General features: G+C 66.7%; 28 protein-coding genes. 22 read left to right on the top strand and 6 right to left on the bottom strand.

The genetic code is table 11. The features are described from left to right. The first annotated feature begins 22 nt into the window (after window positions 1-22). The 20 genes from CMV14_RS19195 to CMV14_RS19290 all read left to right on the top strand — a co-directional run bounded on the left by CMV14_RS19195 (window position 23) and on the right by CMV14_RS19290 (window position 17,289). Window positions 23-535, top strand: a complete 513-nt coding sequence (locus CMV14_RS19195; protein WP_408014388.1) for a DUF2285 domain-containing protein — start codon at window positions 23-25, stop codon at window positions 533-535. Window positions 536-663: 128 nt separating this feature from the next. Beyond that, on the top strand, window positions 664-930 hold the full coding sequence (locus tag CMV14_RS19200; RefSeq protein ID WP_015459426.1) for a helix-turn-helix transcriptional regulator: 267 nt from the start codon (window positions 664-666) through the stop codon (window positions 928-930). Then, the gene (locus CMV14_RS19205; protein WP_066961305.1) at window positions 927-1,433 is read left to right on the top strand and encodes a DUF2840 domain-containing protein; all 507 of its coding nucleotides are present in this window, start codon (window positions 927-929) and stop codon (window positions 1,431-1,433) included. Before CMV14_RS19200 ends, CMV14_RS19205 begins: the two co-directional genes overlap by 4 nt. Continuing rightward, window positions 1,430-1,975 carry a S26 family signal peptidase gene (locus CMV14_RS19210; protein WP_066961308.1) on the top strand — a complete coding sequence of 182 codons (546 nt, stop codon included), beginning with the start codon at window positions 1,430-1,432 and terminating at the stop codon, window positions 1,973-1,975. The genes CMV14_RS19205 and CMV14_RS19210 overlap by 4 nt, the downstream gene beginning before the upstream one ends. Window positions 1,976-2,010: 35 nt before the next feature. Continuing rightward, window positions 2,011-2,346 (top strand): DUF736 domain-containing protein, encoded by a 336-nt coding sequence (locus tag CMV14_RS19215; protein ID WP_066961547.1) that lies wholly within the window; start codon window positions 2,011-2,013, stop codon window positions 2,344-2,346. A gap of 4 nt (window positions 2,347-2,350) precedes the next feature. Beyond that, entirely contained in the window at window positions 2,351-3,262 is a 912-nt protein-coding gene (locus CMV14_RS19220) for a lytic transglycosylase domain-containing protein (protein ID WP_066961310.1), read from the top strand. A 238-nt stretch (window positions 3,263-3,500) separates the two neighbouring features. Further along, on the top strand, window positions 3,501-5,261 hold the full coding sequence (locus CMV14_RS19225) for a relaxase/mobilization nuclease domain-containing protein (RefSeq protein ID WP_066961313.1): 1,761 nt from the start codon (window positions 3,501-3,503) through the stop codon (window positions 5,259-5,261). Between the two features lie 14 nt (window positions 5,262-5,275). Then, window positions 5,276-7,249, top strand: coding sequence for a conjugal transfer protein TraG (locus CMV14_RS19230; RefSeq protein ID WP_066961315.1), 1,974 nt, complete (start codon window positions 5,276-5,278; stop codon window positions 7,247-7,249). A gap of 9 nt (window positions 7,250-7,258) precedes the next feature. Then, window positions 7,259-7,690, top strand: a complete 432-nt coding sequence (locus CMV14_RS19235; RefSeq protein ID WP_066961322.1) for a ribbon-helix-helix domain-containing protein — start codon at window positions 7,259-7,261, stop codon at window positions 7,688-7,690. 169 nt (window positions 7,691-7,859) lie between these two features. Next, window positions 7,860-8,846, top strand: a complete 987-nt coding sequence (trbB, locus tag CMV14_RS19240) for a P-type conjugative transfer ATPase TrbB (protein WP_066961324.1) — start codon at window positions 7,860-7,862, stop codon at window positions 8,844-8,846. Next, on the top strand, window positions 8,843-9,175 hold the full coding sequence (locus CMV14_RS19245) for a TrbC/VirB2 family type IV secretion system protein (RefSeq protein WP_054725809.1): 333 nt from the start codon (window positions 8,843-8,845) through the stop codon (window positions 9,173-9,175). The genes trbB and CMV14_RS19245 overlap by 4 nt, the downstream gene beginning before the upstream one ends. Further along, window positions 9,175-9,447 carry a VirB3 family type IV secretion system protein gene (locus CMV14_RS19250; protein ID WP_054725812.1) on the top strand — a complete coding sequence of 91 codons (273 nt, stop codon included), beginning with the start codon at window positions 9,175-9,177 and terminating at the stop codon, window positions 9,445-9,447. Before CMV14_RS19245 ends, CMV14_RS19250 begins: the two co-directional genes overlap by 1 nt. Further along, window positions 9,444-11,879 (top strand): conjugal transfer protein TrbE, encoded by a 2,436-nt coding sequence (gene trbE / locus CMV14_RS19255; RefSeq protein ID WP_066961550.1) that lies wholly within the window; start codon window positions 9,444-9,446, stop codon window positions 11,877-11,879. The genes CMV14_RS19250 and trbE overlap by 4 nt, the downstream gene beginning before the upstream one ends. Then, window positions 11,876-12,592: a P-type conjugative transfer protein TrbJ gene (trbJ, locus tag CMV14_RS19260; RefSeq protein ID WP_066961326.1), complete on the top strand. Its 717-nt coding sequence runs from the start codon at window positions 11,876-11,878 to the stop codon at window positions 12,590-12,592. Before trbE ends, trbJ begins: the two co-directional genes overlap by 4 nt. Window positions 12,593-12,596: 4 nt before the next feature. Further along, on the top strand, window positions 12,597-12,848 hold the full coding sequence (gene trbK-alt / locus CMV14_RS19265; RefSeq protein WP_066961328.1) for a putative entry exclusion protein TrbK-alt: 252 nt from the start codon (window positions 12,597-12,599) through the stop codon (window positions 12,846-12,848). After that, window positions 12,845-14,149, top strand: a complete 1,305-nt coding sequence (gene trbL, locus CMV14_RS19270; protein ID WP_066961331.1) for a P-type conjugative transfer protein TrbL — start codon at window positions 12,845-12,847, stop codon at window positions 14,147-14,149. Before trbK-alt ends, trbL begins: the two co-directional genes overlap by 4 nt. 5 nt (window positions 14,150-14,154) lie before the next feature. Beyond that, a complete protein-coding gene (gene trbF / locus CMV14_RS19275; RefSeq protein WP_066961334.1) occupies window positions 14,155-14,838 on the top strand; it encodes a conjugal transfer protein TrbF in 684 nt (227 codons plus the stop codon). Next, a complete protein-coding gene (gene trbG, locus CMV14_RS19280) occupies window positions 14,835-15,851 on the top strand; it encodes a P-type conjugative transfer protein TrbG (protein ID WP_066961336.1) in 1,017 nt (338 codons plus the stop codon). The genes trbF and trbG overlap by 4 nt, the downstream gene beginning before the upstream one ends. 2 nt (window positions 15,852-15,853) lie before the next feature. Further along, a complete protein-coding gene (locus tag CMV14_RS19285) occupies window positions 15,854-17,071 on the top strand; it encodes a TraB/TrbI/VirB10 family type IV secretion system protein (protein ID WP_408014342.1) in 1,218 nt (405 codons plus the stop codon). Then, a complete protein-coding gene (locus CMV14_RS19290; protein ID WP_066961341.1) occupies window positions 17,068-17,289 on the top strand; it encodes a DUF2274 domain-containing protein in 222 nt (73 codons plus the stop codon). Before CMV14_RS19285 ends, CMV14_RS19290 begins: the two co-directional genes overlap by 4 nt. A gap of 14 nt (window positions 17,290-17,303) precedes the next feature. Here the strand turns inward: CMV14_RS19290 and CMV14_RS19295 are convergent, their stop codons facing one another. From CMV14_RS19295 to CMV14_RS19310, 5 genes are all read right to left on the bottom strand, one after another. After that, complete coding sequence (locus CMV14_RS19295) at window positions 17,304-17,681, bottom strand: hypothetical protein (RefSeq protein WP_313634563.1); 378 nt, start codon at window positions 17,679-17,681, stop codon at window positions 17,304-17,306. Beyond that, a complete protein-coding gene (locus CMV14_RS19300; RefSeq protein WP_066961345.1) occupies window positions 17,644-18,567 on the bottom strand; it encodes a LysR family transcriptional regulator in 924 nt (307 codons plus the stop codon). Before CMV14_RS19300 ends, CMV14_RS19295 begins: the two co-directional genes overlap by 38 nt. A 98-nt stretch (window positions 18,568-18,665) precedes the next feature. Then, window positions 18,666-19,007, bottom strand: a complete 342-nt coding sequence (locus CMV14_RS27625) for a Rap1a/Tai family immunity protein (RefSeq protein ID WP_376785211.1) — start codon at window positions 19,005-19,007, stop codon at window positions 18,666-18,668. Window positions 19,008-19,079: 72 nt separating this feature from the next. After that, the gene (locus CMV14_RS19305; protein WP_066961352.1) at window positions 19,080-19,427 is read right to left on the bottom strand and encodes a hypothetical protein; all 348 of its coding nucleotides are present in this window, start codon (window positions 19,425-19,427) and stop codon (window positions 19,080-19,082) included. Window positions 19,428-19,500: 73 nt separating this feature from the next. After that, the gene (locus CMV14_RS19310; RefSeq protein WP_066961355.1) at window positions 19,501-20,382 is read right to left on the bottom strand and encodes a DUF1259 domain-containing protein; all 882 of its coding nucleotides are present in this window, start codon (window positions 20,380-20,382) and stop codon (window positions 19,501-19,503) included. Window positions 20,383-20,644: 262 nt separating this feature from the next. On the opposite strand from CMV14_RS19310, the gene CMV14_RS19315 reads away from it, so the two are divergent. Beyond that, window positions 20,645-21,313: a response regulator transcription factor gene (locus tag CMV14_RS19315; protein WP_066961358.1), complete on the top strand. Its 669-nt coding sequence runs from the start codon at window positions 20,645-20,647 to the stop codon at window positions 21,311-21,313. Then, a complete protein-coding gene (locus tag CMV14_RS19320; protein WP_066961361.1) occupies window positions 21,294-22,685 on the top strand; it encodes a sensor histidine kinase in 1,392 nt (463 codons plus the stop codon). Before CMV14_RS19315 ends, CMV14_RS19320 begins: the two co-directional genes overlap by 20 nt. 67 nt (window positions 22,686-22,752) lie before the next feature. Here CMV14_RS19320 and CMV14_RS19325 read toward each other — a convergent pair whose 3' ends face one another. After that, window positions 22,753-23,868, bottom strand: coding sequence for a Cj0069 family protein (locus CMV14_RS19325; protein ID WP_096367793.1), 1,116 nt, complete (start codon window positions 23,866-23,868; stop codon window positions 22,753-22,755). Window positions 23,869-23,876: the final 8 nt, after the last annotated feature.

A 23,876-nucleotide genomic window follows, 5' to 3' on the forward strand; every position in this document is an offset into this window, starting at 1 on the left:
AGAGCTAACCGCCGTCACGGTCATTCTCGACGCCGCACCGGATGGATTCGAGACCGCCACTTCGGTTGATCCCCGCGCACTCGGCGAGTTGCTCGCCGATCAGGCTGGAATTGAAGGACGCCATGTCATCGTTGCCGATGCCGCTGGTGAGCATCGGCTATGGCTGCGCGATCCGCAGCCCGGGCGGCCGCTCGCCGCCGTCATACCGCTCGACAAGGATTTCATCACGCGCATCGCCAGCCTGCTGCGCTTCCACCGCCGCTTGCTCGGTCGGGCGGAAGGGCCGCTGCCGCGCGGTTGGCCGCTTACCGCCTATCGGCTGGCGCGCCTCGACCTTATGCTCCGCGCGCTCGACCTGCGCGACGAGGGCGCAACCTATCGTGAGATCGCAACCGCCCTGGGCCGCGACGACGCCGCCCGGCTGTCGGCGAGCGACTGGAAAATGTCGGCGTCACGCTCATTCGTGGTGCGCCTGGTCCGCGACGGCATCGCCATGATGAACGGCGACTACCGCAAACTGCTCCGCATCCGCTGATCCGAGCCTTCTGCGTGACCCCCTATAGGGGGGTCGCATCCGTGCAGCAGCACATCTTCATACCCCACCCGGCCGCGTTCATTCTGACAATTACGCCTCCTGCCGCCACCGCCCGCAGGAGCCGTCACTTGTCCGATACGCCCACCAATCTCCCGCCCCGCTTCCTGCGAACACCGGAAGCCGCGCGCTTTCTTGGCCTCTCGGGACGCACGCTTGAGAAGCACCGCTATTTCGGCACCGGCCCGGCCTACCGCCGGATCGGGGGCCGCGTCGTCTATTCGGTCGATGATCTCCGCGCCTGGGCCGATATCGGCATCAAGCATTCGACCTCCGATCCGGGGCAAGACGACCTCATGCCGCGCGCGGACTCTGCCATCGCCCGGAGCCGGCGATGACCGTCCCGCCGTCACCCATGCGCCACCGCCAACCGTCCGACGACGGCATGACCCGTGTCGAGCTGACCTGGATCGAGAAGCGGATCGAGCACTGGATCAGGTTCGGCCGCGTCGCGGTGGACGAGATCGTCGATCGCCGCCGCCGCATCGTTCGCTTCCGCCCCGGCGCGATCTTCGCGTTCGTCCGCTGGGCGGCGAATGACTACGGCACGGTCAGCTCGCGCATCGACATCGTGCGCGCGGTCGGCACCGGCGAGCCGTTCACGACGCTGCCGTTCGTGCGGCCCGGCGGCGACATCCTGCTCAAGATCGAGGGCTGGCCGAAAGTCAGTCAAGTGCTCGCCGCGATCGACGCGACGGAGGCCGCCGGCGTCGATCCCTGCGACGCCGCGCCCGACCACTGGCGTCATGTTCACAATCGTATCTCCGCCGGACACGAGCCGCGCCCTTACACGCTGGAGCGTCATCGCGCCTGGCTGAAGCGCCGGGAGATCGAACAGTGACGCGCCGGGGCTGGACGATTGCGACGGCCACGGCGGCTTCGCTGTTCGGCGCATCATTCGCCGCCATCGCTTTGTTCGATCCGCTACCGCGCGTCGTCTGGAATGCGAGCGCGAGTGCGCCGACCGGGCTGTATCGTATCGAACCCGTGCGCGATCCCCCGCACGGCGCGCTGGTCGCCGTGACGCCGCCCGCGCCGTTGGCGCGGTGGCTGGCGGAACGTGGCTATCTCGGCGAGCGCGTGCCTTTGTTGAAGCACGTTGCGGCCAAGCCGGGGCAGCGCGTGTGCCGGATCGGCGCCGTCGTCAGTGTCGATGCGCGGCCCGTCGCCATCGCCCGCGAGCGCGACGGCCGAGGCCGTCCATTGCCGACCTGGCAGGGCTGCCGGACGTTGGGCGTCGGCGAGCTGCTGATGCTGAATCCCGATCACGCCGACAGCATGGACGGCCGCTATTTCGGGCCGTTGCCGGCCTCGACCGTGCTTGGCCGCGCCATTCCGATCCTCACCCGCGACACCCCCGACGCGCCGCTCATTTGGCGCTGACCCGCCTTCTCAACTGCCAACCAAAGGAGATCACCATGCAGATCGGCAGCTTTTTCCGCACCGCCAGCGGCTACGAAGGCATCATCGAGACGGCGACGCTCGACATCCGTATCTCGATCGTTCCGGCCGAGCCGAGCGACGCCGACAAGGCGCCGGACTGGCGGGTCCATCGCGGCGATAGCGGCGAAGGCCCGGAGATCGGCGCAGGCTGGAACGAGACTGGCGAACGCGCCGGCGATTACGTCTCGCTGCGCATCGACGATCCCGCCTTCGCGCAGCCGATCCGCGCCGCCCTGTTCCAGAGCACGGGCGACAAGTCGGCCTGGTCGCTGCGCTGGAACCGCCAGCCGAAGTCGCGCGAGCAGGACTGATCGGATGCGCTTTTCCATCATCCCTTTGTTCGCGGGAAAGCCGTCTCATCCCTTCGTCCCGCTCGGTCGCGGGCCGGCCGGCGCGCGCAGCGTAGATCAAGGGCGGCCGCAGGCCGGCGCAGCGCGCGCACCCTTGAACGTAGCGAGCACGCTGGCAGGCTGGCGGCGGAGCGGAGTCGGATCGGCGGTGGCGTTGGGCGTCGCGCTGCTGTCGGGTGGCGCTGCGCCTGTCGCGGCGACGGCGCAGAATTTGTCGGCTGCGCGATCGGCAGCGGCTCATCCCTACGCCGGTCATGTTGCCGACGCCGCGCGGAGGTTCGGCATCCGCGAAGCATGGATATGGGCGGTGATGCGCGTCGAGAGCGGCGGCAACGCCCGCGCGGTCTCGCGCGCCGGGGCGATGGGATTGATGCAGATCATGCCCGCGACCTGGGCCGACCTTCGCGCCCGATACGGTCTCGGCCCCGACCCCTTTAACGTGCGCGACAACATCATGGCGGGCGCGGCCTACCTGCGCGAGATGTACGACCGCTACGGCAATGCGAGCGCGATGCTAGCCGCCTACAATGCGGGACCGGGCCGCTACGACGATTACCTGTCGCGCGGCCGTCCGCTGCCGCCCGAAACGGTCGGCTACCTCGCCCAGCTCACGGCCATCGCTGGCACGGCTGGCGCTGCGGAGGTGGCGGTGAGCGCGCCACCCGATCCGTTCGCCTGGCGACGAGCTGGGCTGTTCGTCCGCACCGCCAGCGCCGCTTCGGAAGCGGTGGCTGCGCAGCTCGGCAGCGAAGAAGCTGCGTCCGATCTGCCGACCGATCGGCGAACATCCGGCGACGCGGACTCCGCCGCTCCGCCGTCTAATGAGCCGGCCGACACGCTGTTCGTCCCCCGCGCCCGCGCGGGCCGACCGCGATGACCCGCGCCTTATCCCCATCATCCGTCCCGAGCAGGAAAGTGGCTGGGGAGGGAAAAAACGGCAGGGACAGACGAGGGCAAGATACAAGGCCCGCCCCGTTTCGCCGAAAAGCCGAGGCTTTTCCGTGGCTTCACGCGGGGGCGTCGGTCGGCGCGCGTGCCGCGCGGAAGAGAAAAGCCAGCAAAATCAACGCCTCGAATAGCACCATAGGCCATTCTCGGCCGAAAGCACCCCGGCCGTGAGCGAGGAAAGCGACTTCCGCGTCCGGCCGGGCAAGGCCAAGCGCAGCAAGGCGCAGGCCCGCAACGCGCGCGGCCTGGTCGCTGAGGTGCTGCGCGCCGCCGCCATGAGCGGCGGCAACCCGCGCCGCGCCTGGAGCGGACCGACCCGCCGCGGCCAGTCCAACTTCGGCCGGGGCCGCACCGCGTTCGCGCGCAGCCGGCTGTTCGGATCGGGCCGGCGCGTCCTGGTAAAGGCGCTGCCCGTCAACCACCGCGGCCGGGGCGGATACCGCATGGCGCCGCTGTCTGCGCACGTCGCTTACTTGAAGCGCGAGGGCGTCACCCGCGACGGCTCGCCGACCCGCATGTTCGACGCGGCCGGCGACAATGCCGACGATCGCGGCTTCGCCGATCGCTGCAAGGACGACCGGCATCATTTCCGCATCATCGTCTCCCCGGAGGATGCGGCCGAGCTGACCGACCTGCGCGAATACACGCGCGACCTCGTGCGCCAGATGGAAGCGGACCTGGGGACGCGGCTTGATTGGGTCGCGGTCGATCATTGGAACACCGACAACCCGCACGTCCACCTGCTCGTGCGCGGCGTCACCGACACCGGCGCCGATCTCGTCATGGCGCGCGACTACATCAGCCACAATCTGCGCTCCAACGCCGAAGAGCTGGCGCAGGCCGAACTCGGACCCAAGCCTGAGCATGAGGTTCAGCGCACGCTCGAACGCGACGTGACGGCCGAGCGCTGGACCCGGCTCGATACCGAGATCAAACGCGCGGCCGACGAGCTGGGCGTCATTGACCTGCGCCCCGACCGCCCCGGCCCGGACGACCCGCAGCTCCGCCGGTTGATGGTCGGGCGGTTGCAGTATTTGGAGTCGATGGGACTCGCCGCGCAGGGCGAGCCGGGCGAGTGGGCGGTAGCGGAGGGCGCGGCAGCGAAGCTGCGCGAGCTGGGCACGCGCGGCGACATCATCCGCACGATCGGCGCGGCGCTCCGCGAACATGGTCAGGACCGGCCGCTCGACAGCTACGCCGTCGTCACTAGCGCGCCCGAGAGGCCGATCGTCGGCAGGCTGATCGACAAGGGCTTGCACGACGAGTTGACCGGCACGGCTTATGCGGTGATCGACGGCACGGACGGGCGCACTCACCATGTCCGGTTGCCCGGCATCGAGGCGCTGGAGCACAGCCCCAAGCTCGGCGGGATCGTCGAGTTGCGCGTGATCGGCCAGCCCGGTGAGGATAAGCCGACACTGGGGCTCGCCACGCGCTCGGACCTCGACCTCGCCGCGCAGGTCAAAGCGCCCGGCGCAACTTGGCTCGACCATCGACTGATTGAGCGCGGCGCCGGCGTTGCGGACGGCGGGTTCGGCGCCGAGGTGCGCCGCGCGATGGACGCGCGCACCGACCATCTCGTCAAGGAAGGGCTGGCCCGCCGTTTCGGCGAGCGCACGGTGTTCGAGCGCGGAATGCTCGACACGCTGCGCAAGCGGGAGCTGGACGCGGTTGGCGGGAAGATCGCGGGCGAGACCGGCCTTGCCTACCGCCCCGCCGCATCCGGCGAGAAGATTGCGGGCATCGTGCGCCAGCGCCTCGCGCTCGCGTCCGGCCGCTTCGCCATGATCGACGATGGCCTCGGCTTCCGGCTCGTGCCCTGGGCCAGCACCCTCGAACAGCAGCTTGGCCGTCAGGTGTCCGGCGTCGTCCGCGCCGGCGGCGGCATCGACTGGACGCTGGGCCGCAAGCGCGGCCTCGGCATCTGAATCAGGAGACCACTATGGCTGCGACCAAGATACTCTGGGGCCAGATCATCATCGTGTTCCTGATCGTGCTCGCCGGGGTGTGGGGCGCGACGCAGTGGACAGCCGCCGCGCTCGCCTATCAGCCGGAGCTTGGCCCGCCGTGGGTCGTTGCCTTCGGCTGGCGCATCTATCCGCCGCCGGCCTTCTTTTGGTGGTGGTTTTCGTTCGACGCCTACGCGCCCGATACCTTCAAGACGGGCGCGTTCATCGCCGCGTCGGGCGGGTTCGCGTCGATCGCCGTCGCCATCGGCATGTCGGTGTGGCGCGCGCGTGAGTTGAAGAACGCCGAGACCTACGGGTCGGCGCGCTGGGCGACCGGGCGCGAGGTTCGCGGTGCCGGGCTGCTCGGGCCTAACGGCGTCGTGCTCGGCAGGCTCGCGCGCGACTATCTCCGCCATGACGGCCCCGAGCATGTGCTGTGCTTCGCCCCGACCCGTTCGGGCAAAGGCGTGGGTCTGGTCGTTCCGTCGCTGCTGACCTGGCCGGCATCGGCGATAGTGCATGACATCAAGGGCGAGAACTGGACGCTGACCGCCGGTTTCCGCGCGCGGCACGGCCGCGTGCTGCTGTTCGATCCGACCAATTCGGAGTCGGCCGCCTACAACCCGTTGCTGGAGGTGCGGCGCGGCCAATGGGAGGTGCGAGACGTGCAGAATGTCGCCGACGTGCTGGTCGATCCCGAAGGATCGCTGGAGCGGCGGAACCATTGGGAGAAGACATCGCACTCGCTGCTGGTCGGCGCGATCCTCCATGTCCTGTATGCCGAGGCCGATAAGACGCTGGCTGGGGTGGCATCGTTCCTCTCCGATCCGTCGCGCACGATTGAGCAGACGCTGGCCGCGATGATGGCGACGCCGCACCTAGGCGAAGCCGGCGTGCATCCCGTCGTCGCCTCTGCCGCCCGCGAGCTGCTGAACAAATCGGACAACGAGCGATCGGGCGTGCTCAGCACCGCCATGTCGTTCCTCGGGCTCTACCGCGATCCTGTCGTCGCGCAGGTCACGCGGGCGTGCCAATGGCGCATATCGGATCTGGTGGAGGGCGAGCGGCCGGCGACGCTCTATCTGGTCGTGCCGCCCAGCGACATCTCGCGCACCAAGCCGCTGATCCGCCTCATCCTCAACCAGATCGGGCGGCGGCTGACTGAGGAGCTGACGCCCAAGGGCAATCGCCATCGCGTGTTGTTGATGCTCGATGAGTTTCCCGCGCTCGGCCGCCTCGACTTCTTCGAGTCCGCCCTGGCATTCATGGCGGGGTATGGCCTCAAGGCGTTTCTGATCGCGCAGTCGCTCAATCAGATCGAGAAGGCTTACGGCCCGAACAACGCGATCCTCGACAACTGCCATGTCCGGGTGAGCTTCGCCACCAACGACGAGCGCACCGCCAAGCGGGTGTCGGACGCACTCGGCACCGCGACCGAGATGCGGGCGATGAAGAACTACGCCGGGCACCGCCTGTCGCCGTGGCTCGGGCATTTGATGGTGTCGCGGTCGGAGACCGCCCGCCAGCTCCTCACGCCGGGCGAAGTCATGCAGCTCCCGCCTGACGACGAGATCGTCATGGTCGCGGGCGTCCACCCGATCCGGGCGAAGAAGGCGCGCTACTTTCAGGACCACCGCCTGGCCGAGCGGATCACGGATGCGCCCAAGCCGATTGCAGGCGCGGCACGTCCCGATGACTGGACCGGCCGCGCTGCCGCAGCCGACCCGGCCGACGTGGCGCGGATCGTGCGGGCGGAGGAGGACGCGGCCAATGGCGGCCTGCGCCGCGAACCGGAGCTGCCTGAGCATGTGGCCATTGCGCCCAAGACATCGCCGCCACCGGCGCAGGAATTTGCGATCGTCGATGACGAGCAGGACGACGCGGCCCGGCAAGCGGCTGTCCGTCGCCGAATGCAGAGCCTTGCGCGGCAGGCGTCGCTCGACCCCGGCGACGGCATCGAGCTGTAGGAGACCGCCATGCGGACCCGGCTCAACGTCTATTTCCCGCCAGCGCTCGCCAAGCAGGTTGACGAGCTGGCGATCCGTCGCCGTATCTCCCGCTCGGCGATCGTGGAGGCGGCGGTCGCCTCCTACCTCTCGCCGGATGGCGCCGACCGCATGGAGGCGGCGTTCGCTCGACGGCTCGATCGCTTGTCGCGTCAGGTACAGCGGCTGGAGCGCGACACCGGACTCACGATTGAGGCACTGACATTGTTCGTGCGGTTCTGGCTGACGGTGACGCCGCCATTGTCCGACGAGGATCAAGCGGCCGCGCAAGTGAAGGGGCGTAAGCGCTACGAAGGTTTCGTCGAGACGCTCGGCCGGCGCTTCGCCAGCGGCAAGAGCTTGATAGACGAGATACCGGAAGATGTCTGGCCGCGTTCGCGTCGTCCGAGTCGGACTGAATAGACACGCCAACGACCCGCTAGTCGAAAAGCAATTCCGCCGCCGGCAACGTATCTGCCGCCCCCTCTACTACGCCCGCAAGTAGCTGTTGCAGCGGAAGTATTTGTGCGTCTCTTGCTGTGCCCCGACAGCCGGGCGGCGGTTCGCCCGGCCCTTCGTAGGGGCCAGTTCTTTGACCGTTCATCCGATCCGATCCGAGGCCAAAACGCGCGGCGCGCGGATGCTGCGCACCGCGCTCGGGCCGTCGATCGCGGCATGGCTGGACGACCCGGCCGTGATCGAGGTGATGCTGAATCCGGACGGGCGGTTGTGGCTCGATCGGCTCGGCGAAGGCGTCAGCGATACCGGCGAGACGCTGACCGCCGCCGATGGCGAACGCATCGTGCGCCTGGTCGCGCATCATGTCGGCGTCGAGGTTCATGCTCGCAGCCCCCGCGTGTCGGCCGAGCTGCCGGAGGGTGGCGAACGATTCGAAGGCTTGCTGCCGCCCGTCGTTGCGGCTCCCGCCTTCGCTATCCGCAAGCCCGCCGTCGCGGTGTTTACGCTCGACGACTATGCGGCGGCTGGGATCATGTCGCCGGCCGAGGCCGCAGCGCTGCGCGATGGCGTAGCGGCCCGCGCGAACATCCTCGTCGCGGGCGGCACCGGCAGCGGCAAGACCACGCTCGTCAACGCGCTACTTGCCGAAGTCGCCAAGACCACCGACCGCATCGTTCTGATCGAGGACACGCGCGAGCTGCAATGCGCCGCGCCCAACCTCGTCGCCATGCGGACGAAGGACGGCGTGGTGTCGCTGTCCGAGCTGGTCCGCTCGTCGCTGCGGCTCAGGCCGGATCGCATCCCGATCGGGGAGGTGCGCGGCGCCGAGGCGCTCGACCTCATCAAAGCCTGGGGCACCGGCCATCCGGGCGGCATCGGCACCATTCACGCCGGCACCGCCCTTGGTGCGCTCCGCCGCATGGAGCAGCTCGTTCAAGAGGCTGTCGTTACGGTCCCTCGCGCGCTGATCGCCGAGACAATCGACCTGATCGCCGTGCTGGTCCGTGACGCGCATGGCCGGCGTCTCGCCGAGCTGGCCCGCGTCGAAGGACTCGACGCCGCGACCGGCGACTACCGCCTTACCCCGCTTCCCAAACCCCAGCCCGGAGACCTGCCATGATCCATGCCATTCGGCATGGCGCGCGTCGCGCCATGCTCGCCACCACCGCCAGCGTCGTCGCGCTGACCTTTGCCGTTCCGGCCCACGCGGGCGGATCGTCGATGCCGTGGGAAGCGCCGCTGCAAAGCATCCTCGAAAGCATCGAGGGGCCGGTGGCCAAAATCGTCGCGGTCATCATCATCATCGTGACCGGCCTAACGCTGGCCTTCGGCGATACTTCCGGCGGTTTCCGCCGGCTGATCCAGATCGTGTTCGGCCTCAGCATCGCCTTCGCCGCGTCGAGCTTCTTCCTGTCGTTCTTCTCGTTCGGCGGCGGGGCGCTGGTCTGATGCAGGACGCAGCCGAGCCGATCGCGGGTTTCTATGCCCCCGTCCACCGGGCGCTGACCGAGCCGATTTTGCTCGGCGGCGCCCCCCGGTCGCTCGCCATCGTCAACGGGACGCTGGCCGGCGCGATCGGGCTCGGCCTGCGTCTCTGGATCGCCGGCCTCGTCATTTGGGCGATCGGCCACGCGCTTTCCGTATGGGTTGCACGGCGCGATCCGCAGTTCGTGGACGTGGCCCGGCGCCATCTCCGCTTCCCGACATGGATGCAGCCATGATGAGCTTGCGCGAATATCGCAGCAAAGCCGCGCACCTTGCGGACTTCCTGCCCTGGGCCGCGTTGGTCGGCGAAGGCGTCGTGCTCAACAAGGACGGGTCGTTCCAGCGCACTGCACGCTTCCGTGGCCCTGATCTGGACAGTGCGACGCCGGCCGAGCTGGTGGCGACCACCTCACGGCTCAACAATTCGCTTCGCCGGCTCGGTTCGGGCTGGGCGATCTTCGTCGAAGCCCAGCGGACGCCCGCGCTGGACTATCCCGAGGATGATTTCCCCGATCCCGTGTCGGCGCTGGTCGATATGGAACGGCGCGAACAGTTCCGTGAGGAAGGCGCGCATTTCGAGAGCGCCTATTTCCTGACGTTGCTGTGGATGCCGCCGGCCGAGGAAGCCGCGCGGGCCGAAGGCTGGCTATACGAGGGCCGGTCCACCACCGGCGTCGATCCGTGGGAGCTGCTCAAAGGCTTCACCGATCGCAGCGACCGCGTGCTCAATTTGGTCGAGGGTTTCGTGCCCGAGGTCCGCTGGCTCGATGACGGCGAGACGCTGACCTACCTCCATTCGACGATTTCGACGCGGCGACAGCGTGTGCGCGTGCCGGAAACCCCGATGCACCTCGACGCGCTGCTCGCCGATGAGCCGTTGACCGGCGGGCTGGAGCCTTGCCTGGGCGACCATCATCTCCGCACGCTCACCATTACCGGCTTTCCCAGCTCGACGTTTCCGGGGCTGCTCGACGAGCTGAACCGGCTGGCGTTCGGCTATCGCTGGTCCACGCGCGCGATCATGCTCGACAAGATCGACGCGACCAAGCTGCTTACCCGCATTCGTCGCCAGTGGTTCGCCAAGCGCAAATCCGTCGCCGCCATCTTGAAGGAGGTGATGACCAACGAGGCGAGCACGCTGCTCGACAGCGACGCCTCGAACAAGGCCGCCGACGCTGACACCGCCTTGCAGGAGCTGGGCGCCGACTATGCCGGCATGGCCTACGTCACCGCCACGGTGACGGTATGGGATCGCGATCCAGCCATCGCGGCCGAGAAGCTGAGGCTCGTCGAGAAGGTCATTCAGGGCCGCGACTTCACCGTCATCCCCGAGGGCATGAACGCGATCGAGGCGTGGCTGGGCAGCCTTCCCGGTCACACCTACGCCAATGTTCGCCAGCCCCCGATTTCCACCATCAATCTCGCCCACCTGATCCCCCTGTCAGCAGTATGGGCGGGGCCGGAACGGGACGAGCATTTCGGTGCAGCCCCCTTGCTCTACGCAAGAACCGAAGGCTCGACCCCGTTCCGGTTTTCCCTTCACGTCGGCGATGTCGGCCACACGCTGATCGTCGGCCCGACCGGCGCCGGCAAATCGGTGCTGCTCGCGCTGATGGCGATGCAGTTCCGCCGCTACGAGAACAGCCAGGTCTTCGCCTTCGATTTCGGCGGCAGCATCCGCGCCGCGGTGATCGGCATGGGCGGCGACTGGCAGGATCTCGGCGGGATGCTCGCCGACGAGGCCGGCGACGGCGTGCAGCTCCAGCCGCTCGCCCGTATCGACGATCCGGCCGAACGAGCGTGGGCGGCGGAATGGCTGGCGGCGATCCTCGCGTCCGAAGGCGTCGCGGTCGATCCGCAAGCCAAGGAGCATATCTGGTCGGCGCTCAATTCACTGGCGTCGGCGCCGGTCAGCGAACGCACGCTGACCGGCCTTGCCGTGCTGTTGCAGAACCAGCAGCTCAAACAAGCGCTCGCCTCGTATTGCATCGGCGGGCCGTGGGGCCGGCTTCTCGACGCCGAGGACGAGCGCCTGGGCGAAGCCGCCGTGCAGGCGTTCGAGACCGAAGGACTGGTCGGCGCCGGCTCTGCCGCCGCCGTTTTGTCCTACCTGTTCCACCGGATCGACGGGCGGCTGGACGGCTCGCCGACACTCATCATCATCGACGAGGGCTGGCTGGTTCTCGACAGCCCGGACTTCGCAGCGCAACTCCGCGAGTGGCTGAAGACCCTCCGGAAGAAGAACGCGAGCGTCGTCTTTGCCACGCAGAGCCTTGCCGACATCGAAACGTCGAGCATCGCCCCGGCCATCATCGAAAGCTGCCCGACGCGCATCTTCCTGCCGAACGAGCGCGCCGCCGAGCCGCAGATCGCCGCCATCTACGAGCGGTTCGGGCTTAACGCCCGCCAGATCGAAATCCTCAGCCGGGCGACACCCAAGCGCGACTATTATTGCCAGTCCCGGCGCGGCAACCGGCTGTTCGAGTTGGGGCTGGGCGAGGTCGCGCTGGCCTTCTCAGCCGCGTCGGCCAAGGCCGATCAGCTCCGCATCGCCGACATCATCGAAACCCACGGCCAAGCTGCTTTCGCGGCCGAATGGCTGCGCCATCGCGGCTGCGCGTGGGCGATCGAGCTTCTTCCCCCCAGCCAGCAGGAGTTACCGCTATGACCCGACTTTCCCTGCGCCGCGCCATTCTGGCCGGCGTCCTCGCCACCGCGACCATCGCGCCGATTATGGCGCCCGTGCCGGCCTACGCGCAGCTCGGCGGGATCGTCTATGACCCGACCAACTACGCGCAGAACGTGCTGACCGCGGCGCGCACGTTGGAGCAGATCAACAATCAGATTCGCCAGATACAGAATCAGGCGACTTCCCTGCTCAACGAGGCCCGCAATCTGGCGAGCCTCCCGCAATCCTCGCTCGCCGAGTTGCAGGGCCAAGTGCGCCAGACCCAGCAGTTGCTCGGTCAGGCGCAGCGCATCGCCTATGACGTCGGCCAGATCGACCAGGCTTTCACCAGCCGATACACGGCCGGCGCCATGTCGGTCCCGCAACGGCAGCTCGTCGCAAACGCGCGCGAGCGGTGGGAGACCAGCGTAGGCGCGTTTCAGGACGCGCTCCGCGTTCAGGCCGGAGTCGTCGGGAATATCGACGGCTCGCGTGCGACGATGGACCGCCTCGTGTCGGCGAGCCAATCATCTCAAGGCGCGCTCCAAGCGGCTCAGGCCGGCAACCAGCTTCTCGCGCTGCAATCGCAGCAGCTCGCTGACATCGCGGCATTGCTGGCCGCCCAAGGCCGGGCGCAGTCGCTGGAGGCGGCGCGAAATGCAGCCGCCGAAGCTGAGGGGCGCGAGCGCCTCCGCCGCTTCCTCGGCAACTGAGCCGATGTCGGCTGCCGCCAAGATTGCCGGTGTGGCCACGCTGGCTGGGTTCATGATGACGGTGGCGGTGATCGCCGCCGTCACCGAGCCGCGCGTGCCAGAGGCGGCCAACGCCGCGGAGGCACGCGCCGAGCGCGACCCGTTGGCGGCGGAGTTGGCGCGTTGCCGCGCGCTCACCATGCCGGACTCAGGCTGCGAGGCGGCATGGGCGGCGCACCAGCGCCGGTTCTTCGGAAAAGAAGGCACTCAGCCGTGAACGACACCGGCGTTATCGACAACTTCCTACAGGTCTTCACGACCTACATCGACAGCGGGTTCGGGCTGCTCGGCGACGAGATCGCGTTCCTCTCAACCACGCTGATCGCCATCGACCTGACGATTGCCGGCCTGTTTTGGGCGTGGGGCGCCGATGAGGACGTGCTTCAACGCCTCATCAAAAAGACGCTCTACATTGGCGTCTTTGCTTTCATCATCGGCAATTTCTCGACGCTGGCGACGATCGTGTTCCAGTCCTTCGCAGGGCTCGGTTTGAAGGCAACGGGCGATTCCATGAGCATCGCCGACTTCATGCGCCCCGGTTTCATCGCCGCGACCGGCTTGGACGCGGGTGAGCCGCTGGTCGTTGCCGCAGGCGAGCTGGTCGGTCCAATCTCATTCTTCACCAACTTCGTGCAGATCGTGGTGTTGTTGCTCGCTTGGGCGCTTGTCGTCATCGCCTTCTTCATCCTGGCGATTCAGATTTTCGTGACGCTGATCGAGTTCAAGCTGGTGACGCTCGCCGGCTTCGTGCTGTTGCCGTTCGCCTTCTTCAACAAGACCGCCTTCATGGCCGAGAAGGTGTTAGGCCATGTCGTCTCCACCGGCATCAAAGTTCTCGTGCTCGCCGTCATCACCGGCATCGGCACGACGTTGTTCAGTCAATTCACCGCCGCCGCTGGCCCTGAGCCCACGCTGGAGCAAGCGATGTCGATCGCGCTCGGCGCGCTGTCGCTGCTTGGCCTGGCGATCTTCGGCCCCGGCGTAGCGAACGGCATCGTTTCAGGCGGGCCGGCCCTGGGCGCGGGCGCAGCCGCCGGGACCGCGCTTGCCGCAGGCGGCGCGCTGGTCGGTGGTGCAGCCGCCGCACGCCTCGGTGCCGGTGCGGCCGCAGGCGCGATCGGCGGCGCGGCACGAGGGAGCGCCTTTGCGTCCGGCGCCGCCAGCAGCGCCTATGCGCTCGGCTCGGCAGGCAAGACCGGCGCAGCCGCCGTCGCGGGCGGCGCGGCCGGCGTCGGCCAAGCGGTGGCGGGTGCGGCGATGTCCCCGCTTCGGAAGGCCGCCGCGTCCCTGAAAGACAGCTATCGCTCTGGCGGTCGCGCCGCAGTCACGGCGACGGGAGGCACGATTTCAGGCGGCGCTTCGCCATCGGCACCAGCCCCCGACGACAGGCCCGCTTGGGCATCGGCCATGAAGCGCCGCCAGACCATGACCCACGGCGCGACGATCGCCGCCCACACCCTGCGTTCCGGCGACGGCGGGGGAAGCGGCTCGTCCGTCGATCTCCATCAGAAGGACTAGCTGCCATGTTTCGACGACCGACCATCCGCTACGGCCAGACCCCCGAACCGACCACGCCCTATCAGCGCGCCGCCCAAGCCTGGGATGACAGGATCGGTTCGGCGCGCGTGCAGGCCAAGAACTGGCGTCTCGCATTTTTCGGCACGCTCGCCCTTTCGGGTGGCCTGGCTGGCGGCCTCGTCTGGCAATCGGCCCGTGGCCATATCGTCCCTTGGGTGGTGCAGGTCGATCGGCTCGGCGAGGCGCAGGCGGTCGCGCCGGCCGAGGCCGGCTATCGCCCGAGCGACCCGCAGATCGCGTTCCATCTCGCCCGCTTCATCGAGCAAGTCAGGAGCGTGCCGGCCGATCCGGTCATCGTTCGTCAGAACTGGCTTCGCGCGTATGACTTCACCACCGATCGGGGCGCGGTCGCGCTCAACGATTACGCTCGCGCCAATGACCCGTTCGCCAACGTCGGGCGGGTGCAGGTGGCGGTGGACGTGTCCAGCGTCATCCGCGCGTCACCGGACAGCTTCCGCGTCGCCTGGACGGAGCGCCGCTATCAGGACGGCAGCCTCACCGCCACCGAACGCTGGTCGGCGATCCTCACCATCGTCGTGCAGCCGCCTCGCACGCCAGACGCACTTCGCAAGAATCCGCTCGGCGTATTCGTCAATGCCCTCAACTGGTCAAAGGAGCTGTCGCAATGACCGGCATTCCCTTTCGGCGCGCCGTCACAGCCGCGCTGCTCGTTTCCACCTCCACACTCGCCGGCTGCGCCACTACATCCGCCCGGCCGCCCGCCATCGCATACGACGATCCGCCGCGCGAAGTGGCCGCGACGCCGGCCGCGGAGCCGCCGCGTCCGGTGGAGATTGTTACTATTCCCGAACCGCTCCCGCTTCCCGGTCAGCTCAAGCCAATGCCGGATGCGCCTCGCGGGTCGGAGCCTACCGATCCCCGTAGGCGCGTCGGCGACGCAAACGCCGCCGCGCGGGTGCAGCCGGCGCGTGACGGCTTCCTCAATGCCATCCAGCAATATCCCTGGACGGATGGTGCGCTCTATCAGGTCTATACTGCCCCCGGCCAAGTGACGGACATCGCCTTGCAGGAGGGCGAGCAGCTCGTTGGACCGGGGCCAGTCGCGGCCGGTGACACCGTTCGTTGGATCATCGGCGACACGATCAGCGGCGCGGGCGCGACCGCGCGCGTCCACATCCTCGTCAAGCCGACACGGGCGGACCTCGCCACCAACCTCGTCATCAACACCGATCGGCGCACCTATCATCTGGAGCTGCGTGCGACGCCCGCGACCTACATGGCCTCAGTGTCATGGACCTACCCGCAAGATCAGCTCATCGCGCTACGCGGCGGCAACATCGCCGCTGCGGCGGTCACGCCGGCCGCGAGCGGCGTGGATGTGACTTCGCTCAATTTCCGTTATCGCATCGAGGGCGACCGCGCCCCGTGGCGTCCCGTTCGTGCGTTCGACGACTCCGGGCAGGTGTTCATCGAGTTTCCGGCGGGGATCTCGCGGGGCGAGATGCCGCCGCTGTTCGTTACCGGCGCGGCCGGGGACGCCGAGCTAGTCAATTATCGCGTGCAGGGCCGCTACATGGTGGTGGACCGGCTGTTCGCCGCCGCCGAGCTGCGTCTGGGCGATCGGCGCAATGAACAGCGCGTCAGCATCGTGCGCGACGACGGACGGGAGCGGCGGCCGTGAACTTGTCCACCGACATTCCCTCCGCCGAGCCGGCCGCGCCGCAGCCGCTTCTCGCCGATCCAAAGCCATTCCAGCTTCGAGGCGATCCGCCCCGCGTCATGCGTCTGTCCCGTAAGGCGCTGACCGTCATAGGCGTGGCCGCCGGCCTCGGTATCGGCGGCTCGCTGATCTACGCGCTCAAACCGGCTGGTGAACGGCAGGCGGAAGAACTCTACAACACCGAGAGCCGCGCCACGGCCGAGACCATCACCTCGGGACCGAGGGACTATTCTCAAGCGCCGCGCCTTGGGCCGCCACTTCCCGGCGACCTCGGCGGCCCGATCGTGTCCGCCCAGCAGCGCGGCGAAAACGTGCCCGTGCCGCCGATCGGCACGCAGCCGGCCCAACCTGATCCGCGCGTGCAGGCCGAGGAGGCTGCGCGCCAGCGCGCCCAGCAGGAACGCGACGCTGCCCGCATGAGTGGCGTATTTCTCGGCGGCAACGCGGGCTACGCTGGAACGGCGCCGGCCCCATCGCTGATCTTGCCCGACCAAGCCGCTCAGCCAACGCAGCAGGCGAGCGCAGCGCAGGGCGATCAAGCTGGCCGGCGCGCTTTCATGGCGCAAGCCTCGAACCAGCGAACGGTGAGCGCGGAGCGGCTGACCGCACCCCCGTCGCCCAACATCGTGCAGGCCGGAAGCATCATCCCGGCGGCGCTCATCACCGGGATCAGGTCCGATCTGCCCGGCCAGATAACGGCGCAGGTGACGCAGAACGTCTATGACAGCCCGACAGGCCGCATCTTGCTCATCCCGCAAGGTGCCCGGCTGATCGGCGAATACGACAGCGAGATCACCGCCGGGCAGACCCGTGTTCTCCTCGCCTGGGACCGGCTCATCATGCCGGACGGGCGCTCGATCGTTCTCGAGCGCCAGCCCGGCGCGGACGGCGCTGGGTTCGCGGGCCTACAGGACCGCGTGAATCAGCATTGGGGCAATCTGCTCAGGGCGGCGGCCGTCTCGACGCTGCTCGGCGTCGGCGCCGAGCTGGGAGCCGACAGCGAGGATGACTTGACCCGCGCGCTGCGGCGCGGCTCGCAGGACACGATCAATCAGACCGGCCAGCAGATCGTTCGGCGGCAGCTCAATGTGCAGCCGACCCTCACCATCCGGCCGGGCCATCCGCTGCGCGTGGTCATCACCCGCGACCTGGTGCTCGAACCTTTGGGAGCGACACGATGACAAAATTGAAGCTGGGGCCATTGGTGGACGATCGGCCTGTCAAACTGGCTGTGGAGCTACCCGCCGGGGTCCACCGCGATCTTGTCGCCTACGCCGCCGCGCTCGCGGCGGAGACCGGACAGCAACCTATGCCGCCCGAAAAGCTGGTGGCGCCTATGCTTGCACGCTTCATGGACACCGACCGCGGCTTTCGTCGCCACCGCGCGCAAGGCAGTTGAGAGGTTCCCGGCTTTCAGTTGCCGGTGAAACGCTTGAAGCGATCCCGGCTATCGACCTCGATAACTGCCTGCTCAGCGTTGGCGCATTCATCACCGCGCACCGACCCGTCACGACACCCTGTTACGATCTGCCGAGCCTCGTCGAGATTGGCCGCGAAATACTGAGTGCCGCGCGCTGCGGTCGGCTGAGGCACGGCGGCAGCCGGACTGACGGCGACCGCTGTTTGACGAAGGGGGGCGAGGACCGGCCGCAAGAAAAAACCGCCTGTGAAGCCGATGACTAAAGTAACAAGAACGATGATTATGGTCCTGCCTTGTGACATCGAAACTAACTCCACTAACTGGATGTCTAGTTTACCGAAATCTTGGCGAGAAATCAAAAGACAGAGCATAGCGGGTCTTGATGAATCCAAGAAAGCGCCGCAACGCTGGATTGCGATTGTCGTCTCGCCAGCAACCCGAGTATCCTGTCAGTGCCGGTCCTTGTTCGCCATGAATCGGCCGATAGACGACACTAGGATAGATCGCTCCGGTCGATCCCTCGCAGACAATGGTGACGCCCGAATTGGCGCCGAGGATGCTCAGCACGGTCTCACGGCTCGCCCGCGACATCCGGATGTCAGGCTTACCGCCGGAGATCGGAAGTCTGCCAAGCAGCATGTCGCGAATTTCCGGGCCGGGATCGGCCGCAGGCAGAAGGAAGTGCTCGCCCCGAAGATCCGTCCAGTGAATGATGTCACGTTGAGCCAACGGATGTGAGGCGGGCAACGCGGCTAGCATCCGCTCGCTCCATAGCGGCTCGCAGCGAAACCCGTTGTGGCTGGGCGTCCCCATCAGGATCGCTATGTCGATTTCGCCCGTGTCGAGCCCAGCGAGCAGAAGGCTGCGATCCGCCTCGACGCATTCCAGTTCGACGTCAGGATGCGCTTCGCGCCAGCTAATGAGGGTCGCTCGGAGATTGCCGGCGGAGACCGAACTATTATACCCGAGCAGTAAACCGCCAGCGCGGCCCTGGCCGGCTGCAAGCATCATGGTGACTAGCTTATCTGCCGTTGCCACCATTGGTCGCGCGCCACGAATAAACGCGGCTCCGGCGAGCGTCGTTTTGACCCCAGCCCGCGACCGCTCGAAGATAGACATTCCTATCGAGCGCTCCAATTTCGAGATGGAGCGACTGAGGGTCGATTGTTCAATATCAAGTGCCCGGGCGGCTCTGTAAAAACTACCATGATCCGCCGCGGCGATAGCATAACGAAGCTGGCGGATTTCAAAGGGCAAGCGGAACTCCTTACTCCGTTCAGTGATATCAGATACCTGCCAGAAACAACCCTATCTGAGCGCCGCTGCGGAGCGATTGGGAATGACGCAACTTCCTCCTATCGTCGCGGCGAGCAAGGCCAAGCTTCAGCCAATGCTTGTTCGGCGCCAGCGACCATGTGAACGTCCATGAAGTAGGCATTGTCTTCTGCCCAGCGCAGATAGGCTGAACGCAATCTATTCCGATCGTAACGCGGCGCCCCACACTCGCTACCCCGCGCCACTATCATCATGTCCAGCACGCCTTGAAGGTACGCGCCGCACGCTGGGTTGTTGGCGCGGCAACTTGCAACAAGTTCAGAGCCGTTCGTATCAGTCGGTTGTTCCTGCGCATAACTAGAAGCAGCGAGTACGACGGATGATAGACACGCTCCGATGCTATAACCGATAGTCCTAAACATACTTGATCCTCGGATGTTGTTATCAAGGAATGGGCCTTACCCTCACTCAGGCCCATTCAGGCGAGTGAGAGTTCAGTCGCCATCCTCATCGCTGTCGTTTTCATTCCCGAGGATTTGGCCTGTCGGCGTTACGAACAGCTCCACGTTCTTGCCAGCTTGGTCCTTGCCTTCGATCTCGTAGAGCGTGCTGCCGTCCGCCTTTCTGGTCACCAGCTCGGCTTCGCGGACGGACGCGAGTCGTGTGCGTGCGGCGTTCATCGCGGCCGCCGGCACCTGGTCGAGCGCGACTTCTTCCTCGCTATGCTCGCCGATAATGCGGTTTTCGTTCGCCTCATGGTTCTGCTGCGCTGCGAGCGCCACGCCTGCCACCGCCAAAACAGCAGCGCTGGCTCCGATGACGAGAGTTCGTTTGCTAGCCATGTTCCGTTCCACTTCCTTCGGGGCCGGGGGATGAACGGGCGGCGGTCGCGGCCCGACTGGCCGTCGTCCGATCTTAATTTTGTCGATTGTTCATTGTGTCGAGTGCCGAGCGGAGACCGCGTGCGAGCTTTGCCGCGTCGTCATTGGCCCAAAAGTGCAGGAAGAACAGGCGCGGCTCGTCGTTCAACATATGATTGTGAAGTGCGGTGACTTCGATCCCGTTCGCTCGAAGCGCTCGAAGGACGGGGTCTACTTCGCTCGCGATGAGGACGAAATCGCCCGTGATCGCCGCCTTGCCGCCGCCGGTAGGCTGAAAATTGATTGCGGTCGCGGTTCCCATTGATTGAGGCGTCACCATGCCGCCATCCATGAGCCGCTCCGCACGGGGAATACTGTATTGCAGAACGCCGCCATTGACCCTGCCTTCGGCTCCCATCAGCTCGTCCAGAGCATCGGAGTTGAGATCGAGGCGGGAGGGTGCTCCCGCGCCAGGAGACGGTGGAGACATTGGGGTGCGGCTTGCGGCAATGGCTTGGCGCAGCGCCGCCGCTAGCCTTACCGGATCGCCATGCGCAGCTATGTGCATGTACATGGTGCCGGGCGCGGACCGCAGCAGGTGATTGTGGAGCGCGGTGATGGTGAATCCGCCTTGTAAAAGGCGGGTCATCACGGGGTTCACTTCCTCGTGCGTGAGCACAAGATCGCCCATTACCATCACGTCGTCACCTATCGGCTGAAACGCGGCCCAGGAGCCGAGCGCCAGCGAAGGCTCTATCGAGACGCCATCCAGGACAACGCGCAGGTCGGAGCGAGGAAATCCGTAGCGACGAACTCCGTCGGCCTGCTCGACGCCGACGCGCCCCAGCGCGGCGTCAACCTTCGTCCAGTCCGGAGCCGCCCAAGCAGGCGCGGCTAGCAGCAGCGTAGCCAACCCCGATAACAACACCGTTCGCATAGTTTTGCTTCAGCTCCTGATGCATAATGACATGATGGTCGATGCTTCTTCGGGCACGCCAAGGCTGCGAGACTCATGCATCGGCGCGGACCGCAAGGCACCTTGTAGATTCACAAGGTCCGCTGGCGGCATTTTGCACTAGAACGCGCAAACATACCCTTGTGCGAAAGCGGCCGGCGGCAAACGACATTGGAGCGCGCTGTCGATGCTCCTCGCACAAGGCTATGGTTCTCCAACAACGCAGAGGAGATGCCTCCGCACTATGCGCCTGCTACTGATCGAGGATGACGAGGATACGGGGAGCGCTGTCGTTGAAGCGCTGCGTGCTCGTGGTCATGCCGTGGATTGGGAGGAGGATGGGAAAAGCGGACTTGATCGCGCCGCGAGCGGCGCCCACGCGTTGCTGATCGTTGACCGAATGCTGCCAGAGATGGATGGGCTATCGGTCGTCACCGAGCTGCGCCGTCGGCAAGTCGTAGCACCCGTGCTGATGCTTACGGCGCTAGGCTCAGTGGGCCAACGAGTCGAAGGTCTTGAAGGTGGAGCCGACGACTATCTTGTCAAACCGTTCGCAATCGCCGAACTCGTCGCGCGCGTTGAAGCGCTGCAGCGCCGCGCAGCCGGCCCGCCCAGCATCCTCTCGCTGGGCGACTTGACGCTCGACCGCCTCGCTCGGACGGTGCGGAGAGGCGACACGCCGATCGAACTAATACCGCGCGAGTTCCAGCTTCTCGAACTACTGATGCTGAACTCGCCGGCCGTGCTCACGCGGTTGATGCTGCTGGAGACCGTGTGGAAGTTCCGTTTCGATCCTGGCAGGAACCTCGTCGAAAGCCATATCAGTCGGCTGCGGGCCAAGATCGATCGCGGTGACGATCCCCCCCTGATCCATACCGTGCGTGGGGAAGGCTATGCCGCTTGGAGTGATTAGCCGGCTGTTGCGCTCGACGGTGTCGCGTCTTGTTGCCCTCAACGCGCTGCTGCTCGTCATCAGCATGGTCGCCGGCGCGCTCGGCGGCTGGATCGCAACGCGTGGGGTCGTTGAACGCGAGGCTCGAAACCGCATCGAGCTGGAGTCGCATGTCATCGCCGTCGAGGCGGACCGGGGAGGGCTTGATCGCGCACTTGCCATGATCCGGACGAAGGCCGAACGGCCGGGTTCGCCTGAGTATTATCTCATTGGTCCAGAGGGACGCACGTTGATCGGCGACCTTCAGGTGGTGCCGCGAGAGACCGGTTGGCATTTCGCCGATCAGCCTTCGCCGCGACCTGGCATCGAGGGCGTTCATTTACTGGCGCTGACGCAACGCCTTCCCGATGGCTCCCTTCTAATCGTCGGGGAGGACATGGAGCGAAGCGAAGCGATCCGCGACGCTGTTTTCGGGGCCACTCTGATCGCCGGCGGAATCGCGTTGGTCTTTGGCATCGTCGCAGGCCTCTTTGCCACGCGGCAGACGCTCCGCCAGATGAAGCGGATCAACGTCACTGTCCGCGCGGTCGAGGGCGGAGATCTCTCTGCGCGGACTGGAGCTCCAGTTCACGCGCGCACCGATCTTGATCAGCTCGCGTTGGCGATCGATCGAATGCTCGACCAAATCGACACGCTCGTCGCCACGATCCGCCGCGTGTCGGCGGAGGTCGCTCATGACCTGCGCACGCCGCTGACACGCGTGAGGCACGCGGTCGAAACGGCGCTCGCGCAGCCCGATGGCGAGAAACGGACCGCGGCGCTGGGACGGGCGATGGCGGGGCTGGACGAGGCACTCCGTCTGTTCAGCGCGGTGCTGGAGTTGGCGGAAATCGATGCCGGTAATGCTCGCGCGCGATTTGAGCCGATCGATCTGGCGGAGATCGTGGACCGGGTGGTGGATGCCTACCGTGCGGAGATTGAGGCTTCCGGCCGCCACATCTCGGTCCGCTCGGTTCGCACGGCGGTCGCCGGTGACGCCGACTTGCTGGCGCGCGCGCTCGCCAACCTGATCGAGAACGCGCTCAAATACTCCCGTGAGCACGCTCGGATCGATGTTTCGGTCACCGAGCACGCGGGCACGGTGACGATGGCGGTCGCGGACGACGGTCCTGGCGTAACCGATGGCGAGGTCGAGGAGATGTTGCGCCCGTTCGGGCGCTTGGACCGAGCGCGGCGTAAATCCGGCAACGGTCTCGGCCTCGCGATTGCCGACGCCGTGGCTCGGCTGCACCGCGGAACACTGACGTTTGCACGGCTCCAGCCGGGCCTGGCCGTCGAAATCAGACTACCGCGGGAATTGGCGGAGACGGCCGCCTTGAATGCGCATCGCTGACTAAGCGCGACCGAAAACGCTCCGCTAGTCCAGAGACCGACTAGCGTGTCCCGGAACGCGCGAACGCTTATGCCGGCGAAGCGGCGGTTCCTCGGCCGGCGACACGGCGCTCCCGCGCGGCAACCGCGCGCCGATACGCGGCCTCGGCTACCGGCCGCACGGCGCTGGGCGGAAACGGCGCTACCGAGCTGACGTTGATCTCGCACAAGACATAGCTGTCCGAGCCGCGATCATGCTTTGGCCCGTAGAGGAAGTCAGCATCCCAGAGCAGCGGGAGCTCGTCACGCTCGACGGCGAGGATGTGCTGCAAACCAGGTATCCACGACTGTTCCATACTGTCTCTGAGCGACTGAAAAGCGCCCGCATCGGCGGGGTGCATGACCCGTGGATTTGGCTGCGCCTCCGGCGAGTCGACCCCTTCGGGGGGTGGCGGCAACAGCGCGCGGATCAGTTGATGCCCGAAACCGACGACCTTGTCCGCGCTGACATAGCAGCGAATCATGCCCTCTCCGAGCCGCGGCTGGAAGGGTTGGTCGATGAGGCATTCGCCCCGCTCGAAATAGGGTGCGAACCGATCGATCAGGGCATCGAGGGGCATCTCAAGCGGAACGCTGCCCCGCGCGGCGTGAAGGACCGAAACGTTGGGTTGGGCGCCGCGCCCCCGGTCAACAACTTCGACCCGCCACACGCCCCGGCCGCCATTGCTCCGGTTTTCCTTGAGCACACGCGCCCCGGAAGCGAGGCGTTCAGGGAGCAGCGCGCGCAGTTCCTCTAGATCGGCGTAGCGGTGGGTGTCCGTGCCCCAGCCTAGCGCGCGCGTGGAATGAAGCACGTTTTTCACGCCCATCTTCGCGATGACATCGGGATGCGCACTGATCGAGACGCCCGCCCCCGCCGCCTCGTGCAAAATCGGATCGAGCCTTGAGCGGTCACCGGCGTCGCTGATCGGGTCGGCCCAGACCATCACGCCGTCGCAAGTCAGCAGACGGTCGCGCGCTGTACCAGCCGTCTCGTCGGCATATCCAATCGCCTCGACCTCGCCGCCCAGCTCACGCAGGGCTGCCATGATCGGCCACTGGCGCGCGCTGTGCGCGTCCGCGGGGCTGGTGGGGACGTCGGTTCGCCACAGCAGGCCGATCTTGGGGCAAGTGGTCAAGGCTGACTTCGCTCGCTTCCCGTTCATCGCCGCTT

Source organism: Rhizorhabdus dicambivorans (assembly GCF_002355275.1).
In the GTDB taxonomy this organism is placed as follows: domain Bacteria; phylum Pseudomonadota; class Alphaproteobacteria; order Sphingomonadales; family Sphingomonadaceae; genus Rhizorhabdus; species Rhizorhabdus dicambivorans.

Excerpts from the sequence above, each read along its gene's own strand:
- CMV14_RS19205 (WP_066961305.1), top strand. The coding sequence starts at position 927 with ATGACCGTCCCGCCGTCACCCATGCGCCACCGCCAACCGTCCGACGAC.
- CMV14_RS19215 (WP_066961547.1), top strand. The coding sequence starts at position 2,011 with ATGCAGATCGGCAGCTTTTTCCGCACCGCCAGCGGCTACGAAGGCATC.
- CMV14_RS19220 (WP_066961310.1), top strand. The coding sequence starts at position 2,351 with ATGCGCTTTTCCATCATCCCTTTGTTCGCGGGAAAGCCGTCTCATCCC.
- CMV14_RS19230 (WP_066961315.1), top strand. The coding sequence starts at position 5,276 with ATGGCTGCGACCAAGATACTCTGGGGCCAGATCATCATCGTGTTCCTG.
- CMV14_RS19235 (WP_066961322.1), top strand. The coding sequence starts at position 7,259 with ATGCGGACCCGGCTCAACGTCTATTTCCCGCCAGCGCTCGCCAAGCAG.
- CMV14_RS19245 (WP_054725809.1), top strand. The coding sequence starts at position 8,843 with ATGATCCATGCCATTCGGCATGGCGCGCGTCGCGCCATGCTCGCCACC.
- CMV14_RS19250 (WP_054725812.1), top strand. The coding sequence starts at position 9,175 with ATGCAGGACGCAGCCGAGCCGATCGCGGGTTTCTATGCCCCCGTCCAC.
- trbE (WP_066961550.1), top strand. The coding sequence starts at position 9,444 with ATGATGAGCTTGCGCGAATATCGCAGCAAAGCCGCGCACCTTGCGGAC.
- trbJ (WP_066961326.1), top strand. The coding sequence starts at position 11,876 with ATGACCCGACTTTCCCTGCGCCGCGCCATTCTGGCCGGCGTCCTCGCC.
- trbK-alt (WP_066961328.1), top strand. The coding sequence starts at position 12,597 with ATGTCGGCTGCCGCCAAGATTGCCGGTGTGGCCACGCTGGCTGGGTTC.
- trbF (WP_066961334.1), top strand. The coding sequence starts at position 14,155 with ATGTTTCGACGACCGACCATCCGCTACGGCCAGACCCCCGAACCGACC.
- trbG (WP_066961336.1), top strand. The coding sequence starts at position 14,835 with ATGACCGGCATTCCCTTTCGGCGCGCCGTCACAGCCGCGCTGCTCGTT.
- CMV14_RS19290 (WP_066961341.1), top strand. The coding sequence starts at position 17,068 with ATGACAAAATTGAAGCTGGGGCCATTGGTGGACGATCGGCCTGTCAAA.
- CMV14_RS19295 (WP_313634563.1), bottom strand. The coding sequence starts at position 17,681 with ATGCTCTGTCTTTTGATTTCTCGCCAAGATTTCGGTAAACTAGACATC.
- CMV14_RS27625 (WP_376785211.1), bottom strand. The coding sequence starts at position 19,007 with ATGTTTAGGACTATCGGTTATAGCATCGGAGCGTGTCTATCATCCGTC.
- CMV14_RS19305 (WP_066961352.1), bottom strand. The coding sequence starts at position 19,427 with ATGGCTAGCAAACGAACTCTCGTCATCGGAGCCAGCGCTGCTGTTTTG.
- CMV14_RS19310 (WP_066961355.1), bottom strand. The coding sequence starts at position 20,382 with ATGCGAACGGTGTTGTTATCGGGGTTGGCTACGCTGCTGCTAGCCGCG.
- CMV14_RS19315 (WP_066961358.1), top strand. The coding sequence starts at position 20,645 with ATGCGCCTGCTACTGATCGAGGATGACGAGGATACGGGGAGCGCTGTC.
- CMV14_RS19320 (WP_066961361.1), top strand. The coding sequence starts at position 21,294 with ATGCCGCTTGGAGTGATTAGCCGGCTGTTGCGCTCGACGGTGTCGCGT.
- CMV14_RS19325 (WP_096367793.1), bottom strand. The coding sequence starts at position 23,868 with ATGAACGGGAAGCGAGCGAAGTCAGCCTTGACCACTTGCCCCAAGATC.